Source organism: Campylobacter sp. 2018MI13 (genome assembly GCF_018501135.1).
Lineage (GTDB): Bacteria > Campylobacterota > Campylobacteria > Campylobacterales > Campylobacteraceae > Campylobacter_E.
The window spans coordinates 32,518-57,901 of record NZ_JAHCZC010000002.1 but is presented as its reverse complement, the minus strand read 5'-3'; the positions used below and the strand labels follow the sequence as shown (position 1 = coordinate 57,901).

30 protein-coding genes and 1 pseudogene are annotated in these 25,384 nt (G+C 27.8%); 3 read left to right on the top strand and 28 right to left on the bottom strand.

Annotation, left to right across the window (positions count from 1 at the left end; genetic code table 11):
* Positions 1-136: 136 nt before the first annotated feature.
* Genes KJQ99_RS00605 through KJQ99_RS00595 form a run of 3 tightly spaced genes read left to right on the top strand, consistent with a single transcriptional unit; the run spans position 137 to position 2,962 of the window.
* Complete coding sequence (locus KJQ99_RS00605) at positions 137-394, top strand: heavy-metal-associated domain-containing protein (RefSeq protein WP_214117354.1); 258 nt, start codon at positions 137-139, stop codon at positions 392-394.
* Positions 391-630 carry a hypothetical protein gene (locus tag KJQ99_RS00600; protein WP_214117355.1) on the top strand — a complete coding sequence of 80 codons (240 nt, stop codon included), beginning with the start codon at positions 391-393 and terminating at the stop codon, positions 628-630. Before KJQ99_RS00605 ends, KJQ99_RS00600 begins: the two co-directional genes overlap by 4 nt.
* Positions 602-2,962: a TonB-dependent receptor plug domain-containing protein gene (locus KJQ99_RS00595; protein ID WP_214149704.1), complete on the top strand. Its 2,361-nt coding sequence runs from the start codon at positions 602-604 to the stop codon at positions 2,960-2,962. Before KJQ99_RS00600 ends, KJQ99_RS00595 begins: the two co-directional genes overlap by 29 nt.
* A gap of 24 nt (positions 2,963-2,986) precedes the next feature.
* Here the strand turns inward: KJQ99_RS00595 and KJQ99_RS00590 are convergent, their stop codons facing one another.
* The 28 genes and pseudogenes from KJQ99_RS00590 to rpmA form a co-directional block, all read right to left on the bottom strand.
* Positions 2,987-3,682 (bottom strand): TonB family protein, encoded by a 696-nt coding sequence (locus tag KJQ99_RS00590; RefSeq protein ID WP_214149703.1) that lies wholly within the window; start codon positions 3,680-3,682, stop codon positions 2,987-2,989.
* Positions 3,651-4,025, bottom strand: coding sequence for a TonB system transport protein ExbD (exbD, locus tag KJQ99_RS00585; RefSeq protein WP_214117358.1), 375 nt, complete (start codon positions 4,023-4,025; stop codon positions 3,651-3,653). Before exbD ends, KJQ99_RS00590 begins: the two co-directional genes overlap by 32 nt.
* Positions 4,012-4,440, bottom strand: coding sequence for a TonB-system energizer ExbB (gene exbB / locus KJQ99_RS00580; protein WP_214149702.1), 429 nt, complete (start codon positions 4,438-4,440; stop codon positions 4,012-4,014). The genes exbD and exbB overlap by 14 nt, the downstream gene beginning before the upstream one ends.
* Before the next feature lie 52 nt (positions 4,441-4,492).
* A complete protein-coding gene (locus tag KJQ99_RS00575; RefSeq protein ID WP_214149701.1) occupies positions 4,493-6,556 on the bottom strand; it encodes a TonB-dependent receptor domain-containing protein in 2,064 nt (687 codons plus the stop codon).
* Between the two features lie 193 nt (positions 6,557-6,749).
* Positions 6,750-7,361, bottom strand: a complete 612-nt coding sequence (gene recO / locus KJQ99_RS00570) for a recombination protein RecO (protein ID WP_214149700.1) — start codon at positions 7,359-7,361, stop codon at positions 6,750-6,752.
* A complete protein-coding gene (locus tag KJQ99_RS00565; protein ID WP_214117410.1) occupies positions 7,349-8,131 on the bottom strand; it encodes a PP-loop family protein in 783 nt (260 codons plus the stop codon). Before KJQ99_RS00565 ends, recO begins: the two co-directional genes overlap by 13 nt.
* Positions 8,117-8,797, bottom strand: a pseudogene (locus tag KJQ99_RS00560) (5'-methylthioadenosine/adenosylhomocysteine nucleosidase); the annotation flags it as partial. The pseudogene KJQ99_RS00560 and the gene KJQ99_RS00565, both read right to left, overlap by 15 nt.
* Entirely contained in the window at positions 8,794-9,771 is a 978-nt protein-coding gene (locus KJQ99_RS00555) for an ACP S-malonyltransferase (RefSeq protein WP_214149699.1), read from the bottom strand. The pseudogene KJQ99_RS00560 and the gene KJQ99_RS00555, both read right to left, overlap by 4 nt.
* Before the next feature lie 441 nt (positions 9,772-10,212).
* On the bottom strand, positions 10,213-10,806 hold the full coding sequence (locus tag KJQ99_RS00550; RefSeq protein ID WP_214117363.1) for an FKBP-type peptidyl-prolyl cis-trans isomerase: 594 nt from the start codon (positions 10,804-10,806) through the stop codon (positions 10,213-10,215).
* A 15-nt stretch (positions 10,807-10,821) separates the two neighbouring features.
* The gene (locus KJQ99_RS00545; protein ID WP_214117364.1) at positions 10,822-11,664 is read right to left on the bottom strand and encodes a tetratricopeptide repeat protein; all 843 of its coding nucleotides are present in this window, start codon (positions 11,662-11,664) and stop codon (positions 10,822-10,824) included.
* A gap of 3 nt (positions 11,665-11,667) precedes the next feature.
* The gene (locus tag KJQ99_RS00540) at positions 11,668-12,156 is read right to left on the bottom strand and encodes an OmpA family protein (protein WP_214117365.1); all 489 of its coding nucleotides are present in this window, start codon (positions 12,154-12,156) and stop codon (positions 11,668-11,670) included.
* Between the two features lie 60 nt (positions 12,157-12,216).
* Complete coding sequence (locus KJQ99_RS00535; protein WP_214117366.1) at positions 12,217-13,386, bottom strand: PD40 domain-containing protein; 1,170 nt, start codon at positions 13,384-13,386, stop codon at positions 12,217-12,219.
* Positions 13,383-14,210 (bottom strand): hypothetical protein, encoded by an 828-nt coding sequence (locus KJQ99_RS00530; RefSeq protein WP_214117367.1) that lies wholly within the window; start codon positions 14,208-14,210, stop codon positions 13,383-13,385. The genes KJQ99_RS00535 and KJQ99_RS00530 overlap by 4 nt, the downstream gene beginning before the upstream one ends.
* Entirely contained in the window at positions 14,207-14,599 is a 393-nt protein-coding gene (locus KJQ99_RS00525) for a biopolymer transporter ExbD (protein ID WP_214117368.1), read from the bottom strand. Before KJQ99_RS00525 ends, KJQ99_RS00530 begins: the two co-directional genes overlap by 4 nt.
* The gene (locus KJQ99_RS00520) at positions 14,589-15,116 is read right to left on the bottom strand and encodes a MotA/TolQ/ExbB proton channel family protein (protein ID WP_214117369.1); all 528 of its coding nucleotides are present in this window, start codon (positions 15,114-15,116) and stop codon (positions 14,589-14,591) included. Before KJQ99_RS00520 ends, KJQ99_RS00525 begins: the two co-directional genes overlap by 11 nt.
* Positions 15,113-15,490, bottom strand: a complete 378-nt coding sequence (atpC, locus tag KJQ99_RS00515) for an ATP synthase F1 subunit epsilon (protein WP_214117370.1) — start codon at positions 15,488-15,490, stop codon at positions 15,113-15,115. The genes KJQ99_RS00520 and atpC overlap by 4 nt, the downstream gene beginning before the upstream one ends.
* A gap of 1 nt (position 15,491) precedes the next feature.
* Positions 15,492-16,889, bottom strand: coding sequence for a F0F1 ATP synthase subunit beta (gene atpD / locus KJQ99_RS00510; protein WP_214117371.1), 1,398 nt, complete (start codon positions 16,887-16,889; stop codon positions 15,492-15,494).
* 8 nt (positions 16,890-16,897) lie between these two features.
* Positions 16,898-17,776 carry an ATP synthase F1 subunit gamma gene (atpG, locus tag KJQ99_RS00505; RefSeq protein WP_214117372.1) on the bottom strand — a complete coding sequence of 293 codons (879 nt, stop codon included), beginning with the start codon at positions 17,774-17,776 and terminating at the stop codon, positions 16,898-16,900.
* A gap of 8 nt (positions 17,777-17,784) precedes the next feature.
* Positions 17,785-19,290: a F0F1 ATP synthase subunit alpha gene (gene atpA / locus KJQ99_RS00500; protein WP_214117373.1), complete on the bottom strand. Its 1,506-nt coding sequence runs from the start codon at positions 19,288-19,290 to the stop codon at positions 17,785-17,787.
* Between the two features lie 11 nt (positions 19,291-19,301).
* Entirely contained in the window at positions 19,302-19,808 is a 507-nt protein-coding gene (locus KJQ99_RS00495) for a F0F1 ATP synthase subunit delta (RefSeq protein WP_214117374.1), read from the bottom strand.
* Positions 19,808-20,296, bottom strand: coding sequence for a F0F1 ATP synthase subunit B family protein (locus tag KJQ99_RS00490; RefSeq protein WP_214117375.1), 489 nt, complete (start codon positions 20,294-20,296; stop codon positions 19,808-19,810). The genes KJQ99_RS00495 and KJQ99_RS00490 overlap by 1 nt, the downstream gene beginning before the upstream one ends.
* A gap of 9 nt (positions 20,297-20,305) precedes the next feature.
* Positions 20,306-20,731 carry a F0F1 ATP synthase subunit B family protein gene (locus KJQ99_RS00485; protein WP_214117376.1) on the bottom strand — a complete coding sequence of 142 codons (426 nt, stop codon included), beginning with the start codon at positions 20,729-20,731 and terminating at the stop codon, positions 20,306-20,308.
* A 60-nt stretch (positions 20,732-20,791) separates the two neighbouring features.
* On the bottom strand, positions 20,792-21,673 hold the full coding sequence (locus KJQ99_RS00480; RefSeq protein ID WP_214117377.1) for a ParB/RepB/Spo0J family partition protein: 882 nt from the start codon (positions 21,671-21,673) through the stop codon (positions 20,792-20,794).
* Positions 21,674-21,676: 3 nt separating this feature from the next.
* Positions 21,677-22,447 (bottom strand): ParA family protein, encoded by a 771-nt coding sequence (locus KJQ99_RS00475; protein ID WP_214117378.1) that lies wholly within the window; start codon positions 22,445-22,447, stop codon positions 21,677-21,679.
* The gene (locus KJQ99_RS00470) at positions 22,444-23,181 is read right to left on the bottom strand and encodes a biotin--[acetyl-CoA-carboxylase] ligase (protein ID WP_214149698.1); all 738 of its coding nucleotides are present in this window, start codon (positions 23,179-23,181) and stop codon (positions 22,444-22,446) included. The genes KJQ99_RS00475 and KJQ99_RS00470 overlap by 4 nt, the downstream gene beginning before the upstream one ends.
* Positions 23,174-24,082, bottom strand: a complete 909-nt coding sequence (gene fmt, locus KJQ99_RS00465) for a methionyl-tRNA formyltransferase (protein ID WP_214149697.1) — start codon at positions 24,080-24,082, stop codon at positions 23,174-23,176. The genes KJQ99_RS00470 and fmt overlap by 8 nt, the downstream gene beginning before the upstream one ends.
* 24 nt (positions 24,083-24,106) lie before the next feature.
* Positions 24,107-25,099, bottom strand: coding sequence for a GTPase ObgE (gene obgE / locus KJQ99_RS00460; protein ID WP_214149696.1), 993 nt, complete (start codon positions 25,097-25,099; stop codon positions 24,107-24,109).
* A 24-nt stretch (positions 25,100-25,123) separates the two neighbouring features.
* The gene (gene rpmA / locus KJQ99_RS00455; RefSeq protein WP_214117382.1) at positions 25,124-25,381 is read right to left on the bottom strand and encodes a 50S ribosomal protein L27; all 258 of its coding nucleotides are present in this window, start codon (positions 25,379-25,381) and stop codon (positions 25,124-25,126) included.
* Between the last annotated feature and the right edge of the window lie 3 nt (positions 25,382-25,384).

Genomic DNA, 25,384 nt, shown 5'->3' with positions numbered 1-25,384 from the left:
ATTTAAAAATTAGCTAATATTAAAATATCAAAATAATATTTTAAATTCTAATTTAATTGTTTATATAATATTTATAATTATTTTCAATTATTCTTAAGAAATGATTTTTATAATTAATATTTTTTAAGGAGAATGTATGAAAAAATTATTATTTGTGTCAATTTTATCAAGTTTAGCTTTTGCTGATGTAAGTTATTTATTAAATGTAAAAAATATGGGTTGCAATGGTTGTGCTAAAAAAATAATAGAAGCGTCTAAAAGTATTGCTGAAGTTAAAGATTATAAGGCTGATTTTAATTCTAAAGATTTAGTTATTACTTTTGCTAAAGATGTAGATATTAAAGCAATAGTAGAAAAAATCAACGAAATCGGCTATAAAGCAGTGCAACAATGAAAGCATTTTTTATAATGCTTTTAGCACTTAATCTTAATGCAAATGTTTATTTTATAAAAGATATGGCTTGTGAAGTTTGTGTTGATTTTATTAGTTTTTGTGCTAGTAAAGTTAGCAAAAATTATAAAGTAGATTTAAATTCTAAAACTCTAAAAATAAGTGATAAAACTTATGATGAAAAATCACTTTTAAAATGTTTAGCAAAAGATGGCTATGAAGCAATTTTGCAAAAATAAAATTAGGCTAAGCATATTTTTAGCTACATATATTTATGCAAATACCTTAGATGAAATCAATATTAATGCAGTGCAAAATATTGATTATTTAGAATTTTCTAACACTATTTACAATAAAGCCTATCTTAATACTCAAATAAAACAAAATCACACTTTAGATGAACTTATCAAAAATCATACAAATATAAGAATTACTACTAAAGATAGCGATAATTCAAATTCTTTAAAGCCAGATGATTTTTCAATCAATGGTGCTAAAACCTATCAAAATCAAATGTTTATAGATGGAATAAACATAACAAGCACCATTCAACCAGCTATGTCAAAAACGCTATATAAAAATGTCTGGTATAACCCATCTCTTGGTTCATATTCGCTTAATATAGATAGCGAAATTATAGATAATTTAAGCATTTATGATAGTTTTGTAAGTGCTAGTTATGGTGGATTTTTAGGTGGAGTAATTGATGCAAAAATCAAAAGCCCATCAAAAAATCCAAGTGGTGGATTTAGTCTTGGATATAGCTTTCAAGATAATATTTTTATAGATGATAAAATAAGGCAAAAATATTCTAGTGGATATGGTTATCAAGATTTTAGTAATTATTATAAAAGATATTTCAGTGCTAATTTTAGCTCATATTTAAATGATACTTTTGGAATTTTATTTTTTATAAGTAGTAATTATTCAAATACAAAAATAAAACAAAAAGATATATACACAATAAATAAAATCAGCGATACAAATAACTTAATTTTGCTAAAAACTCAAAAAGATTATGATAACCATATTCTTAGCTCAACTTTTATTTATAATCCTTATTTAATAAATCAATTTCAAGAAGGCGTAATTGATTCTAATATGAAAGTAAATTATGGTGGATTTAGCCTAGCTTTTAATCTTGAAAGTGAATTAAAAAATATAAATCTTAATCAGCATTTATCATTTTTAAAATCAAATTCTTCAAGAATTTATGATAAAAAAGTTCAGTATCAATTCATCTTACCTTCAGGTATAAAGCAAAGTTATGGTGGGCTAGGAGATACCTTACAAACTGAAAAATCATATCAATATAAATTAGACGCTAAAACTAATGAATTTAAAAATAATGATTTAGAATATAGCTTTAATTTTGGTTTTGAACTTAGTAAAAATCAAGGCAAAATAAATAGAATTAATCCTTATACAAGATATGAAAAACCAATTGATATTCTAGCTTGTAAAGAAAATGATATTAGTTGCATAAATAATCAATATTTTTCATATTATGAAACACATTTTGCAAAAGCTAAAAAATCAATAAATAACTACGCTCAATTTATACAAAGCGATATTAAATATCATAATTTTAGATTTAGATTAGGTCTTAGAAATGATTATGATAGCCTTAGCAAAAGATTTAATATAGCCCCTAGAACAGGACTTGAGTATTATTTAAATGATAATCAATTTTTAGGATTTGGATTTAATAAATATTATGATAAAGGGCTTTTAGCTTATATTTTATATGATGATTATTTTAGTGGATATGAAGAGTATTCAAGAATTGATTATAATAGCCCTTGGATACAAGATACAAAATGGCAAAAAGATAGAGTTTTTATGGGATTAAAAAGCCCTTATGCTAATGAGTTTAGCCTATATTACAACGCAGAATTTAAATATTTTAAAATGCTATTAAAATACATTAAACGCAAAACTTATAATGAAATTTATTCAGCAAATCAAGAAGAATTAGGCTTAGAAAATATAAAAGATACTGATAATAATTATAAAGTTTATTATAATGGCAAAAAAACAGCTAATGATATTATAAGTCTTAATTTATCTAGCAATGAAATTAGTATATTTAATACTAAAAATTATTTTGATTTCAATCTTAGCTATTTACATAAAAAAGGTAGTGCGACTAATTATTTAAGCACAACTGGTAAAAACATAATCTATAATGGTAAAACTATAAAATCAAGTGAATTGCCATTTGTTTATGAGCCTTTTATAGCTAATTTTACTCATAATTTATTTTATGATAATTTTAACTTGATTAATGAAATCACTTATCATTCAGCGAAAAATGATTTATACTCACAATACGATAAGAATTTAAATATGCAAATATTTAGCGATACTAAACTTAAGTCATATTTGAATTGGAATTTAGGATTTGGCTATACTAAAAATATTAAAAATACTAAATTAAAAATAAGTTTTAATATCTTAAATATTTTAAATAGCAAAAATAAAATCAGCGTATTTAATTGCAATAACGAATTATGTTATAAATACGCTAATTCAAGGCTATATACTTTTAATCTAAATTATAATTTTTAAATTAGTGCAATTAAGCACTAATTTTTAATGTAAACTAAACTTAAGCGGCACACTAATATCTAAAACTCTTTCATAACGCTTAAATTTCGCTATCTCAACGCTTTTAATTCCTGCTTGATTTAGATTTTCATATTTTGATGGCTTAAGTATTTTTATATTTTTTGCCTTACCATAATCATAGGTAAATCCTACAACCACTACTCCTTGCTCACGCCTTTTTCTTGAACTCATAGGATAATTGCTCTTAGCAGTTTTATTTAAAACTGATTGAATATGAGAGATTAATTCATCTTGATTATTCCCACCTGCAGGAGTATTATTACTAATTGTAGTAGTTGGTTTAGCTTCATTTATCTTACTTGCTAAAGGTTCGTTTTTAGGTGTGATTGGCTCATCTTGAGTTTTTTTTATTTCTTTTACTTCTTGCTTTGGTTTTGGTTTTTTATGGTGCTTTTTTTTAGGTTTTAAAGCAAATTTTTCTTCTTTTATCTCTTCTTTGATTATTTCTTCTTTTATTTCTTTTACTTCTTCAATTATTTCTTCTTTAACAGCATTTTGGGGTATGCTAGGAGCATAAAAAAGCACTGCTAAAGCTTTATCATTTTTAATCTCACTTGTCTTTACATCAATTCTAAAAAAACACGCCAACAAAACCGCATGAACTAAAAAGGAGATGAAAAATGCGATTTTATTTTTCTGTTGCAATAGCAAAATTTTCATGCTTTAACTCTTTTAAAATATCCACTATTTTTACAAAATGTTTATAACTAGCGTTCTCATCAGAGCGTAAAATTACAATTTCATCTTTACTAATGCTTGATAATTTTGTCTTTAATTCATCTACGCTAAGCAAACTTTCATTATAAAATATCTCGCCAGTTTCATTAATACTTATAAATACTTTTTGCTTATCATCAATGCTTACGCTATTTTCTGATTTTGGTAAGTTTATAGCGATTTTTTCTTCTGCTATAAAGGTGCTAACACTTAAAACAATGCAAAGTAAAACTAGCATAATATCAATAAATGGAACTAGATTTAAGCCTTCTTTATTTACTCTCATTATTTTCCTTAAATCTTGATAATACAACATCAACTTTTCTAATAAATGCGTTATATATCATAAGAGTTGGGATTGCCACAACAAGTCCAAGTGCTGTTGCTTTTAGTGCTAGCGAAAGCCCTAGCATAATACTTTTTGTGTCCATAGTAGCCGCATTTGCCATATCATAAAATGTAATCATTATGCCTATTACCGTGCCAAGCAAACCTATATAAGGAGCGTTTTGATAAACGATGTAAAGACAGGTGAGATTTTTACTAAGTGCTATTTCTAATTCATCTTTACATTTATAATTTTTAATATCAATATTTTTAAAAAATATTAGCCTTTCAATACTAAATGCCAAAACTAAAAAGCTCATAAAAAATAATATCGCAAACACAAAATAATCTAAATATTCTTTTAAAAATTCCACATTTTCTCCTAATAATTGATATTCTAAAAAAGGCTAAAAAGCCTTTTTTAGTTTAGAATTTGTAACTAAAGCCTAGTTTTATATTTCTTCCTGCTTCATAGTCATTTGCAGTCTCAACCCCAAATCTTCTTTGAGAATGTGAAACATAAGTTTTATCAAATAGATTGCCAACGCTTAAGTTTATTTCAAGATTTTGAGTAGGCATATAACTTGCATATATTTCGCTTACTCCATAACCTGCTTTTTTAGTTCCATCTTCTAAAGTCTTACCAGCAAAAGCTATTAGGTTATAACCAAATAATGTATCAATTGGACTAGCAAAATATTCAGCATTAAATGTATATTTATCCCCACTATCACTATATGCCATTACGCCACCAACTTTACTTTTATCTTTATGTTTTGTTGTTTGATGAGTATAACTTGCACTAAATTTTAAATTCTCATAAGCATAAGAAGCATATAATTCAACCCCACGAACATTAGATTTACCCATATTCATACGATTATAATTATTTGTAACATTTTGTCCGTTTTGAGTAGTTGTTACGCTTACATTTTCTTTAATTAAATTCTTATAATCAGTATAAAAATACTTAGCTACAAAATTAACATTATGTTCATTAAAGTTATTTTTATACCCAAATCCAGCTTCATAAGCATCACCTGTTTCAGGCTCTAAATTCTCATCAATATAATTTGTATTAAATGTATTTTCACTAAGTCTTAAAGCTTCAATCGGATCAGGCCCTCTAAATACTTTTGAATACCCAGCAAATAAATTAATGCCGTTTTCTGCCTTATAATCAAGTGCTAACGCAGGGCTAAAATTATTAAATCCTTGAGTTTTCTTACCAAAATTATCTATAGTAAATCTATCAAATCTAACTCCAGGAATTATGCTAAATCCACCTATTTGAATAGTATCTTGTAAAAATACTGATAGGTTGTTTGCTACTTCTTTAGGATGATTTTTAGTAGGAGTTACCGAAATTGCTCCATTTGTTGCATCTTTTAAACTTGAATGATTTTTTCTAAAGCTTGTAGTTTGATACCACTCAAGTCCATAAAATACTTCTTGATTAAAGCTAGTATTTTCAAATCTTGATTTATTGTTTAAATAAGCACCTGTGGTTTTTACTCCATCATTTGATAAAAATGCTTTACCACCTGATTTTTTAAATTCTGCATAATTTGGAACTTCATCTTTTATAAGCCTATGCTCTGTATGATAAACTCTAAATTCGCTATCAATTAATTCATTTGGATTGTAATTGTAATTAAATGTATAGGTATCTCTTTGCATTTTTTGAGGCAAAATAGGTTGAGCTCTTTCTCCTGCTTTTAGTGTGCCTGTATCAAATGCCACCGAGCCACCAAACTCACCTCTAAATGGAAAATCACCATCATATTCAGTATGCTCATAGCTAAGACCTGCTTTATGCTCATCTTTTTCATAATTTACTTTAAATAAATAGCTTAAATCATGACCCTTACCACCAATATCATTGCCATTTCCATCTTTTCCAAAGCCATAATTTTTATGATTGATATATGCTAAAAGACCAAAATTATTATCAGTTTTACCATAAGCCATTATGCTTTTTTGCCATTCTTTATTATTAGTTGAATAGCCTGTCTTAAACTTACCACCAAAACTCTCATCACCTTCTAATAAATCAAATGCACTTGCAGTCTTAAACGCAACCGAACCACCTAAAGCACCTGAGTTATTAGCAACACTTAAAACACCCACGCCAACATCAATAGCTTTTAATAAATCAACATCTAAAACTAAATCAGCCGAGTGATGAAAAATATTTCCACGTTGTCTTGCACCATCAATAGTAATATTAATACCCCTATCATTTACGCCACGCATATAAAGTTTTTGATTAAACTGATTTGTCCCTGCTACATAAACACCTGGAATATCACGCATAACATCTCTTATTGCACCTGCGTTTTTGTTTGAGATTTTTAGCGAATCAACATTAGAATATCCAATTGAACTAGCATTTACTTCAATAGTATCAAGATTAGCATTCTCATTAGCCAATAAGCCAACACCACCAAATAAGCATAAAGCCAAAGAAAGTTTTAAAGATTTTCTCAAAATATCTCCTTAATTGATAATAAAAATGATATTCTATAATATTTTTAGTTAATAACAAAAATAATTATCATAATATTTATAAGTTTTAAATAAATGATAGTTATATTGATAATAAATTTTATTTAAAATTCAAATTCATTGTAATATTGTTTAAGATTTTTAAAATAAAGAATTTAATTTAGCTTTTGTAGTTTTATAATTTTTTAGAAAATACTTCGTATAATAAATCTATTTCGCCATCTTCAAATATAGCTGAATTTTTATTTTTTAGATAATCTTTCATCTTAATTTTATTGATACTTACACTCACTTTACAACCCCTACAATACATTAAAAATCCTTCTCCTAAAGAAAAAAAATCATTTAATTCTTTATTGCATTCCGTGCAAGTTTCACTAAAATAAAGCCTGCCTTCATACTCAATCATCAAGGCATAAGCATCTAAAAATACTCTTTTATAATGTTGAGTTTTTAATCTATTAATTATTCTTAAACTTAAATCATAATAAAAACTTCCGCACTCTTGATTATCTTTTAAATGCTCATACAAAAGCACACAAAAACTCTGCCAAGCTTTAATAATCTCATAATCATTCCAAGGTAAGGCTAATTGCATTGTTGAGTGTAGTTTTGGCAAAAATAAAGGCTGAATACTTAGCTCATAATCAATAATATTTCCGACTATTAAATGTGAGTGTCTAACTCCGTAAAATCTATAGCATTTTACTAATTCTTCGCTGCTTAGGATAAAGACTATTAAATCTTTATCCCTAACGCTAAAGGTATTTAAAATTATTCCTTGCAATAATTAGCACCTTCGTTTGCAAAAAAAGTATCATAATGAATGTTAAAAAAGGCGTTTTCAAGGCTTTTAAATAATTTTGGATTTTGTGCTTCAAGACTTGCTAAAAGCTCTTTTGTTTCTGCTCTTGCGTGTGGCATTTTCACATCAAATCTCATAGCAGGGCAAGCTTCATCACCTATTGTTTTAAGACCATTTTTAATAGCATTTTCTCTTAACATTCTTTCACGAACAAATATCAAAGGACGAATTACGGTAATTCCTTGTGCTGAAGTGAATTTCGCAGCAAGTGTTCTTAAAGCCCCATTATAAGTAAAATTCATAAAAAAGCTCTCAATAGCATCATCTAAATGGTGTCCTAAAGCTAATTTATTAAAACCATTTTCCTTAGCATAAGTATATAAATATCCCCTTCTCATACGAGAGAAAAACGAGCAAAAGCTTGAATTTTGACGGATTTTTTCGCTAGAAATCTCATAAATATTACTTTCAATTATTGTATGCTTTATACCTAAAATCTTGCAATAATTACTTAGATATTTATAATCTTCACCCATTCCATAACTAAGCGTTACTGCTTCAAATTCAAACTTAAACGGTACTGCTCTTTGCATATGTTTAAGTAGCATTAGTAAGCTTAAGCTATCTTTTCCACCGCTAAGTCCTACTAAAACCTTATCGCCTTCTTCAATCAAATTAAACTTATCACAAGCTCTTGCTACTTCTTTAATAAGTCTTTTGCTAAGCTCATTTTTAAACAAATGTTCGCACATTTTTAAGACAAATCTAGCACTATTTTTAGCAGCTAGTTCTAAAAACTCATCAAAACTAACATCAGCATTTCCACCTGCATCATCGCTAATTGCTCTTAGTATAAAACAAGGCACATTAAGGCTTTCGCAAACTAAAGCAACGCTTGCTCCTTCCATCTCAACCGCATCAGCATTAAAAGTATCTTTAATCCAATTTTTCTTAGTTTCATCGCAAATAAATTGGTCTGATGTCGCAATAATGCCGCTAACTACATTTAAATCAAGCTCTTTTGCTACTTTTTTAGCAATATTATTTAATTTTTCACTTGTTTTTATAAAAACGCTAGTTTCAGGAACATAGCCAGGTTTGTGTCCGAATGCTGTTATATCTATATCGTGCTGCACTAATTCTTCTGCAATTAATAAATCACCTATTTTTAAATTAGGATTAAGCGACCCTGCAACGCCTGTAAAAAGCAAACAATCAGCCTTATATTTTTCTATCATTACACTAGCACTTAGGGCTGAATTTACTTTGCCTATTTTTGAATAAGCAATAATTAGTTCATGACCTGCGTAATCAATGAAATAATAAGTATTATTTGCATATTTACTCTCTTTATAAGAATACTCATTTAAAATTGGCTCAATTTCTTCACGCATAGCACCTAAAATTGCTATTTTCATAGGTTTTCCTTAAATGTTTTTATAAAATTTTCAATATCTTCTAGGCTTTTTATACTAATACTTGGTTTGTTTGTTATTTTTTTATTAAGTCCGCATAAAACACTGCTTCCAAATTCTATAAAACCATCAACGCTATTTTCTATACTTTTTATGCTTTGTTTATATAACACAGGCTTAATAAGTTGCTCTTTTATAGCTAAAATAGCTTCATTTTTAGTGCTATAAGGCTTTGTAAAAGCATTTGAGATTACTGGTATGAAATCATCATTAAATAACAATTCTTTTTCTAATTTATTAGCTGCACTTTGCATTAAAGGGCAATGACTTGCTACGCTCATATTAAGTAGCATTGCTCTTTTTGCTCCAGCATTTTTAAAATCATCTATGCTATTTTCTAAATCTTTTTTAAGCCCAGCTACAACTATTTGACCATCACAATTGTAATTTGCCGCATAGATTTGCTTATTTTCCTTATTTGCTTTAGCACAAATTTCTTCTACTAAATTATCATCTAAACCTAAAATAACCATCATAGAAGCAGGATTTTCGCTACTTGCACATTCTTGCATATATTTTCCACGCATATTTACTAGCTTTAAAGCATTTTTTAATTCAAGTGCATTATTTGCACATAAAGCCGAAAATTCTCCTAAAGAATGTCCTAAAGATGGAGTGTTTTCATAACTAATAAAAGGCTTTATATCATCTTTTTTTCTTAAAGAAATTCCATTTTCTTCTAATAATTTTTCAAATACTTTATAATACATAATACTATTTAGTAATATTGCAGGTTGGGTAAATTCACTTATATCTAATCTATCATTTTTACTAAAAATTAATTCTTGAAAATCAATACCACAAAAACTACTAACTTCATCATAAGTTTTTCTTACAAACTCAAAATTATCAAATAATTCTTGACCCATAAAAGCACTTTGAGAACCTTGACCTGGGTATAAAAATGCGTAATTCATATTTTTCCTTTTTAATTTATTTTATTATCAAATCTTATAATACAAGTATTAAAATCTTTTAATTACAGCTATTATAAATCTTTTTTACATTTTGTATAATATTATAAAAATATACATTCCATTATTAAAATAATAAACGAAGTTTAACTTGCAATACTAATACATTCTATATTTTTAATATCATAATTTTAGCACTTTTTTATGATTGAATTAAAAATCAAGTTAAAAATAATAAGTTTTGTATATTTATAACTTACGATTATATATTCAAGATTGCTTGTAATTTATGAATTTGATAGCAATAAATGTATTTTAAAGATTTGACATAAAAAATAAAATTATAAAAATGATTAATTTTAAAAAACTGAATACTTTGAGTATATAATAAATATTAGTATAAGGCGAAATAAATCGCCTTATATTTTAGCTAAACCTTAGCTCTTAACCTCTGCAACAACCGCCGCCGTGATGATGGTGGTGATGATCATCTTCATCATCATGATGATGACCGCAACTTCCATCGCCTTTGCAACCACTATGTCCGTGATTTCCACATCCACATCCACCAGCTTGTGCTACTGCACCACTTTCTAATTCTTCAGGAGTAGCATCTCTTACTTCTTTAATATTTACGGTAAATAATAAATCTCTTCCTGCATAAGGATGATTATAATCAATTACTACGCTACTATCTTTGATTTCTTTAACAACAACTCTAACTGTTGAGCCATCTTCGTTTTCTCCGAATAATTCTAAGCCAACATTTAAATCAATGCCTGCGAATTGTTCTTTTGGTAATTCTTGAACCAAATTCTCATCATATTCTTGCCAAGCTTTATCTTTAGTGATTAAAATATCACTTTCATCACCCTCATTTAGTTTAGCAATTTCATCTTCTAAAGCCTCTAATACTTGATTTCTACCTAATAAAAATGAAATAGGATGAAAATCAGTATTATTTTCTAACACTTCATTAGTTTTTGCATCACGCAATATAAAATTAAGTGATACTACGCTGTCTTTTTTTATAGCCATTTTTAATCCTTTCTATTAATTTATACTTTTAGCTTCACTTGAATCTGGAAATTGTTTTTTAAGTGCTGCATAAAAATTATTTGCTTTTTCTGTTTCATTAATTGCCTTCAACGAATTTGCGGTATTTAATAAAATTAAAGGCATATTAGGAGCTTTTACCCCTTGATTATTATATAAATCTGAACTTGTTTTGTAATAATATATAGCATTTTTATAGTCTTTTTGTGCGTATGCAATTTGTCCTAAATAAAAATTACATTGTGCAGGTTTATGTTTTGCATTTGCTAATTCTTCAAAAATTTTTGCGGAATTTTCATAATCTTTACTATTATATAAACTTATAGCATTTGCCATTTTTTGAGCTGGAGTTTCATTTTTAGCTGCAACCTCATTTGCTACTACTTGCTGAGTTGTAGATTTTACAGCTTTATTCTCGCCCAAACTACTAACTAAATTTGTTAATTCACTTAAAGCCTTTTTTAACTGATTAATGCTGTTTTTTTGATTTTTTAATTCTTGTTTTATTTCAGAAATATCTTTATCATAAATATCAAGTTTTTCTTTTGAAAACTTTTCTACTTCTAATAATTTACCTTCAAAATTATAAGTTTTGTTATTCAAATCATCAACTACACTTTGAATACCTTCAATTCTTTCTAAAGCCTTATTTGTTTTAAAATCAACACCAGTATAATCTTTACTAAGAGTTTCAACCTTTTTTTTGTTCTCTAGTAAAACTTTTTCATTTTCTGTTAGCCCATAAGGCTCTTTAATATTTATATTACCTGCATTAAAGGCTGAAGTTTCTGCGTAAATAATAGGGGCTAAAGCCCCTATAAAAAGTATTTGTTTTAGCATAAATTAAAACTGAACTTTTGTTTCTGCTCTACGATTTTGAGCATCGCATTCTTTTGTTTTATCATTACATACTGGGTTGTTTTCGCCATAGCTTTTAATTGTAATTCTTGAGCTGCTAACTCCTTGAGATTCTAAACCATCTTTAACAGCTTTAGCTCTTTTTAAACCTAAAGCTTGGTTATATTCTTCACTACCCCACTCGTCGCAGTTACCTTCAACAACAATATTTAAATCTTTACCATCTTGATTTAATAAACTTGCGTTATTTGATACTACGCCATACATATCTGAACGAATATCATATTTGTCAAAGTCAAAATATACTTTACCTAAAGAATTATTAATTCTTTCTAGTTTAGTATTAATATCTTCCTTAACATCTACATTCATATCTGGAGCAACCTCCACTTTTTTTGGAGCCTCAACTGTAGCCTTTTGACTACAACCAACAACTAAAGCTGCTAAAGCAACTGCATAAGCTAATTTTTTCATTTTTTTCCTTTCATAAAAAGTAATTGAAATTATAATTTCCAAAACTAAAAATTTATTTAATTACCAATCCAAAGTTGAAATTTTACCAACTTTTAGTGGGAAATGATACACTTTATTCTCATCAAGTCTTAAAATTCCTAAAGAACTTTGCATTCCTAATAATTTTATAAACATAATCGTCTTACCATCGCTACTAAAATTAGGGAAAATATTTCTACCATTTAATGTCAATTGTCTTACATATTGCGAATCAGTTGCCATAACATATAAGTTAAAATCTCCTGATTTTTCACGACTTGAATAAACTATATAATTATTATAAACACTAAAGGCAGAATTGTTTTTACCATGATAAACTAATTGAGTTGCATTAGTTTTATCAAGACCTTGTAAATATAAATTAGGATAAGAACTTCTATCGCTAACAAAAGCAAAACTATCACTACCTACAAATCTTGCACTAACATCTATTCCTTTATACATAGTAAGTCTTTTTGTATTTTTAGTATTTAAATCTAATAAAAATATTTCTGGTTGATCTTCCGTTGTTTTAGTAATTAATGCTTTAGTTCCATCTTTGCTAATATCACTAAGTGCTAACATACCAGAACCTTGAGTAATTAAAGTTTTTTGATTATTCAATAAATTATATTTATATATACTCAAAATATCTTTATTATAATCTGTATAATAAAATTCATTTTGATTGCTATTTGCCCATTTTGCAAATAAATTTAACCCACCTTGCATAATAATTTTTTGATAATTTAAAGTGTAATCTGCAATAAGAATTTGACTTTGCTTAGCAGCTATTTTTCTAGTAATTAAAATCTTTTTATTCATCCAATCTAAATCTGCTAATTTTAAGTCCTTAAACATTTGTGAAATTGCTTTGTGAGATAAAAACACATAAGCACTTTTTGGATAAGTAAAAGTATTGTTATACTTAATTTCGTTATTCATACCCTTAAGAGTTATGCTTAACTCATAATTATTTCCTACAGGATTTAAATTATAATTTAATTCATAATTTGCATTATTTTCATTAGTAATTTCAAATTTAGAACTTACTAAAACATCATTTTTAATTACCTTATCAAAATCAAAATTAACCAAACTACTTGTAGTTATTCTAATCTTAGGCAACACCTCTTGCTCGCTAACCACATCCATAATAATATCAGCAGTTAAGCATACTAAACTAAAACATAATAAAAATATCTTTTTCATTTTATCTCCTTGATACTTAATATAACCGAAAGCCTTAAACTACCACTATAATCTTGTTGATTTGGTGGAATTCCTAAATTTTTGTTTTGTTGATTAATAGTTTGTATAAAAATTCTTGCCTTTTGTCTTAAAGCAGAGCTTTCATTAAAACCATTATCTTTGATTTTTATTATACCATTTTTTGATATTGTAAAAGCTACTTCAAAAATTTCCTTATCATTAATATCTGAACTATTAGCAGTTACTAAACTCCAAACATTTTTCAAATACGCATTCACTCTACCAAAATATTCATCATAAATTCCAGAAACCTTAGCAGATGTTTGTGTAGTCTCTGAATTATTATTTGACTTAATTGTTGTATTAGCTAATTGTGATTGTATTTTTTTTAAAGCATCTAATTGTGATTGATTTAATTTATTTTCTTCTTGCTTAGTTTCCTTTTTTGGATTTTTTCTTTCACTTTTGCTAACTTTTAAATCCCCAAACAAACTACTTAAATCACTATCACTATCTTTACTATCAGTTTGTTGTTCTACTTTTTCATTTTGTTCAATTACTTTATTTTGATTATCTTTTGTAGCATTATCATTGCTTGTATTTTCTGGACTTTTATTTATTTTTTTTGCTACTTCTTTAGTATAGTCTTGTTTAACCTCGGCTGGAGTTTCAACATTATCTTCTACGAACAATATATCCACTTCACTATTGCCATATTTAATAACTTCTTCATTTTTAGCAAAAATATTTATTAGCAAAATAAATATTAATATAGTAAGCACATATATTAAACAAGATAATAAAAAAGCTTTTGATTTACTCATTTTGTTTGAAGTGAAATTTTTACAAATCCTGCTTTTGAAAAAGTTGACAATACTTGCATTAGCTTATCGTAACTTATATCTTTATCTCCAGATATATAAACTATTTTATCTTTATCAAATTGATTTTTAATTAAACTAAAATTATCAAAAAAAGCAATATAAGGATATTTTTTCTTATTTAAAACTACTTCATCTTTTGTAATACTTACGAAAATATCATCTTTTTTTGCTTTGCTAACACTTGATTTTGAGCCATTTGGTAAATTAATATTTTCATCATATTTTAAATTAGGAATTACTAACATTAAAATTACCAATAATACTAACATAACATCAACTAAAGGAGTTATGTTTAACTCTGGGTCTTCGTGTAAAAAATCATTTTTCATCGCTAATAATCTTTATTTGACTCTCTAAAATATTTAAACATTCAAATACTTTTCGTTTCACAATTAAATGAAATGTATAAGCTAAAATAGCAGAAATAATCCCACTAGCAGTAGCTATTAAAGCATGACCAATTGGAGAAGCGATTTGAGTAATATCACCATTTCCATTTAAAGATATTAAAGTAAAGTATATTGAAACAACGGTTCCAAACAATCCTATAAAAGGCGAAGTAGTAGCAATAATACTAAGCCAAGTAAGGCCTTCACTAAGATTTTTAGAAGCCTCATTATAATAAATCTCTAATTTTTTCATAGAACCTTCACAAGGTTTAAAATAGGCCTCAAAAGATAAATCTTGATTTTTTAATAACCTATCTAAAGTTCTTAACTCTTCTTGATAAAATTTAGAAATATTGCTTAAGCGATATAAAAAAATCGCTAAAGCAATAATAGAATAAAAACCTAAAATCCCAACTGCTAATAAAGTAGCTAAGTCAAAATCCGAAATCAAATTCATTTAGAATCCAGTCTTCCTAAAGTTGCGGCAAGGGTTGCTGAATTTGCACCTGCTGATTTTAATAATTCTTTAGCTTCTTCTAACTTTTTTTTGCTTATTGAATTATCATTACCACCTAGATAAACAGCACCTTGAGCTAAAATAACAACACTATTTTCATCAACTTTTACATGGCCTGAATCAATAGCTATAAGCTCCTTTGAACCATCATAATTTTCCACACTAATTACACCAGCTTGAAGCAAAGAAATTACAGAAGCGTGGTTTGGCAAAACACCAAACTCACCTTCACTTCCTGGCACTAACACTGATTTAACTTCTGAATTAAAGATTTCTCCGTGTGGAGTAACTATTTCTAAAGTTAATTTATCCATATTAAGCCTTTAATTTTTCTGCTTTCTTAATAGCCTCTTCAATATTTCCTACCATATAAAATGCGTTTTCAGGTAAGTCATCATATTTACCTTCTAATATACCTTTAAATCCAGCTATAGTTTCTTCAAGGCTTATATATTTTCCAGGACTACCTGTGAAAACTTCAGCTACGAAGAATGGTTGTGATAGGAATTTCTCAATTTTTCTAGCTCTTTCAACAACTAATTTATCTTCTTCGCTAAGTTCATCCATACCTAAAATAGCTATGATATCTTGTAAATCTTTATATTTTTGAAGCACACTTTGAACTCCACGAGCTACCTTATAATGCTCTTCACCAATAATTTGTGGGTCAAGCATTCTTGAAGTTGAATCAAGTGGGTCAACTGCAGGATAAATTCCTTTTTCAGCAATACTTCTATTTAAAACCGTTGTAGCATCTAGGTGAGCAAAAACGGTTGCAGGCGCTGGGTCTGTTAAGTCATCAGCAGGAACATAAACAGCTTGAACTGAAGTAATTGAACCTTTTTTAGTTGATGTAATTCTTTCTTGGAATTTACCCATTTCACTTGCTAAAGTTGGCTGATAACCAACAGCTGAAGGAATACGACCAAGTAAAGCTGACATTTCTGAACCTGATTGAGAAAATCTAAAGATATTATCAATAAACATTAAAACATCAAGTCCCATTTCATCTCTAAAATATTCAGCCATTGTAAGACCTGTTAAAGCAATACGATTTCTTGCCCCTGGTGGTTCATTCATTTGACCATAGCATAAAGCAACTTTATCTAAAACATTGCTTTCTTTCATTTCATTATAAAGGTCATTTCCTTCACGAGTTCTCTCACCAACACCAGCAAATACTGAATAACCACTATGTTTAAACGCAACATTGTGAATTAATTCCATAATAATAACTGTTTTACCAACACCAGCACCACCAAATAATCCTACTTTACCACCTTTTGCATAAGGAGCAAGTAAATCAACTACTTTAATACCAGTTTCAAATATTTCACTTTTTGTGCTTTGGTCTTCAAATTTAGGTGGTTCTCTATGAATAGCCCATTTTGTTTCATAATTTTCTGGAGCACCTTCATCAATTAAATCTCCAACCACATTGAAAATTCTTCCTAAAACTTTTTCCCCAACAGGAACACTAATTGGAGCACCTAAGCTAACAGCTTTAGTTCCTCTTACTAAACCATCAGTCATATCCATAGCAATAGTTCTTACACGGCCATCACCTAAATGTGCTGCTACTTCTAATATTAAACGAATTTGCTTACCTTCAACCTCATAATTTACTTCAATAGCTTCATTGATTTGTGGTAAATAATCGCTAAATTCAACATCTACAACAGGTCCTAATACCTGAGATATAAATCCTTGCATATATTCTCCTATTCTTTCATTGATTCAACACCACTGATAATTTCAATTAATTCAGTAGTTATGCTTTCTTGTCTTGCTTTATTATAAGCTAAATTAAGTTCTTTAACCCTTGCTTTAGCATTATTAGTTGCGTTATCCATTGCTTGCATTCTAGCACTATGTTCAGCTGCTAAACTATCTATCAATGAATAAAACATACTATATTCTATATATCTTTTTAGTAATTCTTCTAAAACTTCCTTTTCTTCAGGTTCAATTTCTAATAAAGAATTTGAATTAGTAATTTCAGAATTACTTGAATCTACAGGTAATAAATTACACACTGATAATTCTTGAGAAATCATATTTTTATAGCCATTATGAACTAATATTATCTTATCAGTTAATGCTTTTTCATAATCACTAATAGCTAAATTAATAATTTCTCTAGCTTTTTCATAATCAGGTGAAGAACTAACGCCTGTATATTTATCTAGTATTTCAATTTTTTGAAAATTAAAAAACTCAATACCAACTTTTCCTATAGCTCTTAATCTAGTTTTAATACCTTTTTCTTTATTTTCTTTAATAATTTTACTAACTTCTTTTAAAGTTTTTATATTAAAACCACCGCACAAACCTTTGTCCGAAGTAATAAATACAACATCCACAATCTTAATCTCATGCTTACCAAAAAATCTACTATCTTTAGCCATATCAAATTGATTTAGCTTAAACGAAATTTCTTGCATAACCTCTTGCAATTTACTTGCATATACTTTAGACTTCTTAGCAAGCTCTTCTGCTTTTTTTAATTTAGCAGTAGAAACTAATTTCATAGCATTAGTAGTCTTTTGAGTATTATGAACGCTCTTTATTTTTCTTTTTATCTCTTTTAAATTCGCCATTACAAAACCTACGCTTGTGTTGCTTTAAACTCATTTAATAAATTTTTAATTTTATCTTCTAAATCACTATCTAAAGCTTTTTTAACTCTAATTTGCTCAAAAATCTCAGGAGACTTTGTTTCAATATAAGCATATAAATCATTTTCAAATTTAGTAATCTTATCTACAGCAATATCATCTAAAAATCCTCTAGTACCTGCATAAATTAGAACTATTTGCTTTTCAATAGCTAATGGGCTATATGGAGGTTGTTTTAATACTTCAACCATTCTTTGACCACGCTCTAATTGTTTTCTTGAACTCTCATCTAAATCACTTGCAAATTGTGCAAATGCTTGTAATTCACGATATTGCGCAAGGTCTAATCTTAATGTTCCTGATACTTGTTTTGTAGCTTTAATTTGAGCAGAACCACCTACCCTAGATACTGATAAACCTACGTTAATAGCAGGACGAATACCTGAGTTAAATAAATCTGTTTCTAAGAATATTTGTCCATCTGTAATTGAAATAACATTAGTTGGAATATATGCTGAAACATCCCCTGCTTGAGTTTCAATAATAGGTAAAGCTGTTAACGAACCTGCACCTAAAGCATCACTTAATTTTGAAGCTCTTTCTAATAATCTTGAATGTAGATAGAATACATCGCCTGGATAAGCTTCACGACCTGGAGGACGGCGTAAAATCAAGCTCATTTCACGATAAGCTACTGCGTGCTTACTTAAATCATCATATACTATTAAAGCATGTTTGCTATTGTCTCTAAAATACTCACCCATTGTAACGCCTGTATAAGGAGCAAGGTATTGAAGAGCCGCTGAATCACTCGCAGTTGCACTTACTACTATTGTATAATCCATAGCCCCATGTTCTTCAAGTTTTTTAACAACTTGCGCAACAGTGCTTTGTTTTTGTCCAATAGCTACATAAATACATACAACATTTTGACCTTTTTGATTAATTATGGTATCTACTGCTACGGTTGTTTTACCTGTTTGTCTATCTCCAATGATTAATTCTCTTTGACCGCGACCAATTGGAACAAGGGCATCAATTGCTTTAATACCTGTTTGTAATGGTTCATGAACGCTTTTTCTAGCCATAATACCTTTAGCTTTTTCTTCAACGAATGCAGTTTTTGTAGTATTTATAACACCTTTTGCGTCGATTGGCTCTCCTAAAGCATTAACAACACGACCAATTAATTCTTCACCAACTGGAACTTTTAATAATTGTTTTAATCTTTTAACAGAGCTACCTTCTTTAATATTTGAAAAACTTCCTAAAACTACAACACCAACACTATTTTCTTCAAGGTTTAATGCCATACCTTTTTCGCCATTTTCAAATTCAACCATTTCTCCTGCCATAACATTTTTTAATCCAAAAACATTAGCAACACCATCAGCTATTGAAATAACTTTACCAGTTTCTTCAATTTCTAAATTTAAATTAAAATTCTCAATTCTTTCTTTAATAATTGAGCTAATTTCATTTGCGTTAAAACTCACTGTTACTCCTCTTAAATTGCTTTCATTATATGCTGTTTGATTTTATCTTTTAATGAAGTTTCTGATACTATTATTTCATATCCTAAGTCTTCAATATAAATCTTTATTTCATTTTTATCATGAATTATATTTTTTAGTTTTATTTCTTTTTTAAAATAATTTGATAATTCTTTTTCGTGCTTTAATATATCATTATCACTAATTTTTTCTTTAGAATAAATATCAGCATAATAAATATTATTTTCTAAAGCTAATTTTTTAACTAATCCATCATAAACAACTGGAACTTTATCAAGTTTATTATTTACTCCTAATACCTTTAAAAAATTAATAATTTCTTTTTTGTTTGTATTAGATAAACTCACTAAAAACTCTATCTTTTTATCTAAGCTAATGCCAACTGCATTTATTATCACTAATGTTTTTTTATCTTTAAAGGCTTCTTTTAAAATCTCAAAACAAGATATAAATTCTTCCCTATCTTTTCTTTGCATTATTATATTTACATACTTTTCCATTAGCTAACTTTCCTTGAAACAATATCTAACAAATCAGATTGTTTTAAATTAACATTAGTATTTAAAAGCTCTTCTATAAGTTCATTAACAACTTCTTCTTTAGCCTTTTTCTCTTCAAATATTTTTTGCTCTTCATAAGATTTTTTCATATTTTCTATCTCATTATTAGCATCTTTTAAAATATTTTCATTTAATTTTATAGCTTGTTCTTTAGCTAATTCTATTAGCTTATCAGCCTCGTTATTAGCTATCTCTATTTTTTTAATTGCTTCTTCTTTATTTTTTTTAGCCTCATCTAAGCTTTTTTCTATTGATACTAATCTATTTTTAATATTATCAATTCTATCACAATATATCTTTTTAATTGTCTTAGCAAGTAATAAATACATCATAACAGCAAAAATTACAAAATTTATAGTTCTATAGAAAATATCTGTATCACTAGCTAACAAATAAGTAGGTAATAAAATCCATATTAATCTGTTCATAAAGCAACCTTAAATTTTTTCTATACTTGCTCTTAAAGCATTTTCACACTGAAACAAATCAGCTTTCAACTCATTTTTAAACTGAATTTTTTTTGCTTCAAGTTCAGTTAAAAATTTCTGATAGTCTAAATCAAGACTAGCCTTTTTTTCTGCTATAGCTTTGCTTGCTTGCTCTTTTGCTACGGCAACTTGCTCGCTTTTGATGGCTTGAGCTTTAGCTCTTGCATCAGCATAAATCTTAGCAATTAATGTTTCATTATTACTAGCGTCTGTGTTATTTTGCTGAATTCTAGCTTCATCTTCTTTTATACCATCATCTCTATTTTTCATAAAGGTTAGCAATGGTTTGTATAAGATGTAATCTAAAATCCAAAGCAATATTAAAAACAACATAGCTGTTAATAACATCATTTTAAGATCTAAGTCATCAAACATACATTCTCCTTATTTTGATAAAACTTTATATTAACATAAAAAAATCAAATAATATTTAAATTATAAGTTTTTTATAGCATTTTCAACAAAATTTTTAGTATTTTCTTGATTTAAATTAAATATAAGTTTGCCATTTTGTATTTTAAAATCTATTTTAAATTCTTTTAATTTTTTTAACAAACTATCATCAATTATGTTATTTGTATTTTTACCCTTGAGTTTATTTGCTAGTTTTTCACAATCTCTAACATTTAATTTTTGACCAATAATTGTATTTACTAAAATCTTTTCATCTTCTTTTTGACCTGCTATTACTTTAGCATGACCTGCACTTAATTTGCCATCAATAATTAATTTTTGAGTATCTTCACTAAGAGTAAGTAATCTTAAAGTATTTGCTATATTTGCTCTACTTTTTTGAATACTATGCGCTAATTCTTCTTGAGTAATTTTTCTAACTCTCATTAACTCTTTATAAGCTAAAGCAAGTTCAATGGGATTTAAATCTTCTCTTTGAATATTTTCAAGTAAAGCTAATTCTCTTGTTTTACTTGAATCTATATTTGCAATAATTGCTTTAATTTTTGTTTCACCTAAAGCTTTAATAGCCCTTAATCTTCTCTCGCCAGCAATTAAAAAATATTTAGTTACTTTTTCTAAATTTTCTCCATTTTCCATTGCCTTTTCACAAAGCTCATCAGCATCTATTACAACAATTGGTTGTAATAATCCGTGATTTTTAATGGAATTAGCAAGTTCATTTATACTATCTTCATTAAAACTTTTTCTTGGCTGATATGGATTTGGAGTTATATCATCTATACTAATATCTCTTATAGTATCTAAATCACTTCTAAAAACTCCACTTAACTCATCATCATAAGCTAAAGATATATCATCTAAAATACTACTAAAATCTGAACCTAAAGATTTTTTTGCCATTTTCTATCCTATTAAAGAATGTGCTAAGCTTTGATAAGCAACACAACCTGGAGATTTTATATCATACAATATTATAGGTTTTCCAAAACTTGGACTTTCTGCTAGTTTTACATTTCTTGGAATTATTACTATCTCTCCATCTTTTCTAAATAACTTACCACTTAAATGCTTTTTAAGTTCGGCAACCGTATCCTTTGAAAGATTATTCTGTGGGCTATACATAGTAGGTAAAATTCCCCTTATTCTTAACTTCGGATTTATTGCTTCTCTTATATTATGAATTGTCCTTAAAATATGTGCCAAACCTTCTAATGCTAAATATTCACATTGAATCGGGATTATTACATCAGTGCTTGCTGCAAGTGCATTAATTGTGATATTTCCTAATGCAGGTGGCGAATCTATTATTATATAATCATATCTATTTACAACATCTTTTAAAGCTTTTCTTAAAATTTGTTTATTATTTACACCTGTTCCTAATTCTTGCTCAAAATTAGTAAGAACAATATTTGATGGAGCAAGGTCTAGTTTATTCAAACTTGTCTTTAAAATAATCTCATCTAATGTTTTTTTACCACTTAATACATGATATATATTAAATTCAAAATCACTTCTTTTAAATCCGTAACCTGTGGTAGCATTACCTTGTGGATCCATATCTATTAGTAAAACACTTTTTTCAGCTACCGCAAGAGAAGCTGCTAAATTCACTGCCGTTGTTGTTTTACCTACCCCACCCTTTTGATTAGCTATTGTTATAATTTCACTCATCTTAAACTATATATCCTTTTGTTATCTACTAAAATAGAACCATCTTCATATAATTTTACATCATTTAATGAATAAGTATTATCATCATTTTTAAAATAAAACGATCTACTTAATTCAAAATCACTCTTATAATAATCAAAAATTTCTTTCCAAGAAATATTAAGATTTATTCTATCAAAAAAAGTTTTAAGTAATGTTGAATATGAAATATCTATATCTAAAATATTAGCATCTACTGGTGCTGTAGTTATGTTTATACCAATACCACAAACTAATTTATCTTTTATTTTTGCAGTGATTAGCCCTCCAATTTTTTTATTATCTAAATAAAAATCATTAGGCCATTTGATAAAAACTTTTGAACCAAATTCTTTTAAGACTATTTTCATTATCATAGAATAATATATACTAGCTGATTGAATAGGTAAATCATCTGGTAAATTATCATTAAAAAAAGATAAATATAAATTATTTTTTATATCTAAATTAAATTTATTATATTCATCAAAAAATATAAAATCTATATCTTTAAAATACTGATTATGAATCTGAGAATTTATATTGCCAAATGAATCGGTATTATCGCTAACCCAATTTCTATTACAAGAGCCAATTCCGTTAGTTTGTTTAAGCGTAGCCAATGCAAATGCGTGTTCTTTAAAACCATTTCTAATAGCATTTATAAGCTCAACTTGAGTTGAACTTATACAATTACAAAAAGCTAGATTATACAATGCTATCTCCTTGTTTTAACCTTTTACCATTTACATATACATTAGCATCTAAAGACTTTTTACCTGCATCTTGCAATTTATAAACTTTTAAGCTGCCTTTTTTACAAGTTAAAATTAAATAATTTTTACCTATTTCTTTTATAAGCCCTTCTTTATTATCACTTTCACATTCATTCAATTCAAGTTCATTTAGCTTTAAACCATTTTCTAAAAATATATTAGGCCAATCATAAAATGCTAAATATTTTTGGTATATTTCTTTAGCATTATTTAGCTCAATTAAACCATCTTGTTTTTTAATAATTTTTGTATGAGTTGCCTTTGAATCATCTTGTTTAATAGGTTGAAAATAATTTGGATTTTCTAAAAATTCCAAAAGCATTTTTGCTGATAATTTAGACATTTTTTCAAATACTTGTGGAGAATTTAAATCCTTAATATTTAATTCTTGTTGATATAAAATATCTCCAGTATCAAGACCTATATCCATATTCATAAGTGTAACTCCACTTACAATATCACCATTTAAAATAGCACTTTGTATAGGTGAAGCTCCTCTATAATAAGGAAGTAAACTAGCGTGAGTATTAATACAAGGTGCTATGTCTAAAATCTCTTTTGGCAGTATTTTTCCATAAGCTGCAACTATTATAAAATCTGGTTTTTTATTGTTAATTAAATTTCTAATCTCTTCATTATTTCTTAAGCTTTTTGGTTGTGCTAATTCTAAGTTTAGTTTTAACGCAATCTCTTTTACTGGACTTGGAGTTAATATTTTTTTTCTTCCAACTTCTTTATCTGTTTGGGTTAAAACTAGACTTACATTATGAAATTTACTAAGCTCTTCTAAAATAAATGCCGAAAATTCGGGCGTGCCCATAAATACTATATTTTTTTTCATGATATACCTAAAAATTAAGATATGTTATTCAAATAACATTTTTGATAAAGATAATTTTAACTCTTTAATACCATCATTAGTAACTGAAGATATTTTTGTAACAAAAACTAAATTATCATATCTTTTTAAATACTCATTTAAAAGTTCTAATTCTTGAATTAAATTCTCTTTAGCCACATCACATCTTGTGATTGCAACTGCAAATTTAAAATCATTCAAGCCATAAGCTTCAAGTTCTTTGTATAAATTAATAAATTGTTCTTTAATGCTCATTTCTTTAAAACTATCTAGCATAAATAATAAGCATTTTGACCTTGATATGTGTTTTAAGAACTCATATCCTAAACCTTTTCCTTCGCTAGCACCTTCTATAATTCCTGGTATATCAGCCATTACAAACGAGTAATCATTAATATCTACAACACCTAATTTTGGAGTAAGAGTTGTAAATTCATAATCAGCAATTTCTGGCTTAGCATTACTTACTATACTAATTAAAGTAGATTTTCCAACATTAGGATATCCAACTAATCCAACATCAGCAATTAATTTTAATTCAAGTCTTACTTCTAGACTTTCTCCTTTTTTGCCAGGTTGAGCGTATGTAGGTCTTTGATTAACAGAACTTTTAAAATGTCTATTTCCAAGGCCACCTAAACCACCATTTAATAAGACTATTTGCTCTCCTAAACTCGTAAAGTCATGTAAGATTTCATTGGTATTAATATCAATAATTTGAGTACCTATTGGAACCTTTATTTCTAAATTCTCACCTTTTTTACCACTTTTATTTCTAGGTAATCCACAATCACCATTACTAGCTTTTAAATGTGTTTTGCCTTTAAAATGTGCTAAAGTATGAAGATTATTATCACAAATAACCACTACATCGCCACCACGACCGCCATCGCCGCCATCAGGACCACCTAGTGGTACATGTTTTTCACGGCGAAATGAGCTAGCACCCGCTCCGCCGTTACCAGAGCTCAGCCTAATTTTTATACTATCAACAAACATTACCTAAGCTCCTTTTAATTTAAATTATACTGCAGGATATACAGAAACTTTTTTGCGGTTTTTGTCTTTTCTTTCAAATTTAACAAAACCATCAACTAAAGCAAAAATAGTATGATCTCTTCCCATACCAACATTTGCTCCTGCGTGAGTTGCTGTTCCTCTTTGGCGAATAATAATATTTCCAGCTCTTACAAATTCTCCACCAAATTTTTTAACACCTAAACGTCTACCTATAGAATCTCTATTATTTTGAGTTGAACCTTGACCTTTCTTGTGTGCCATTGT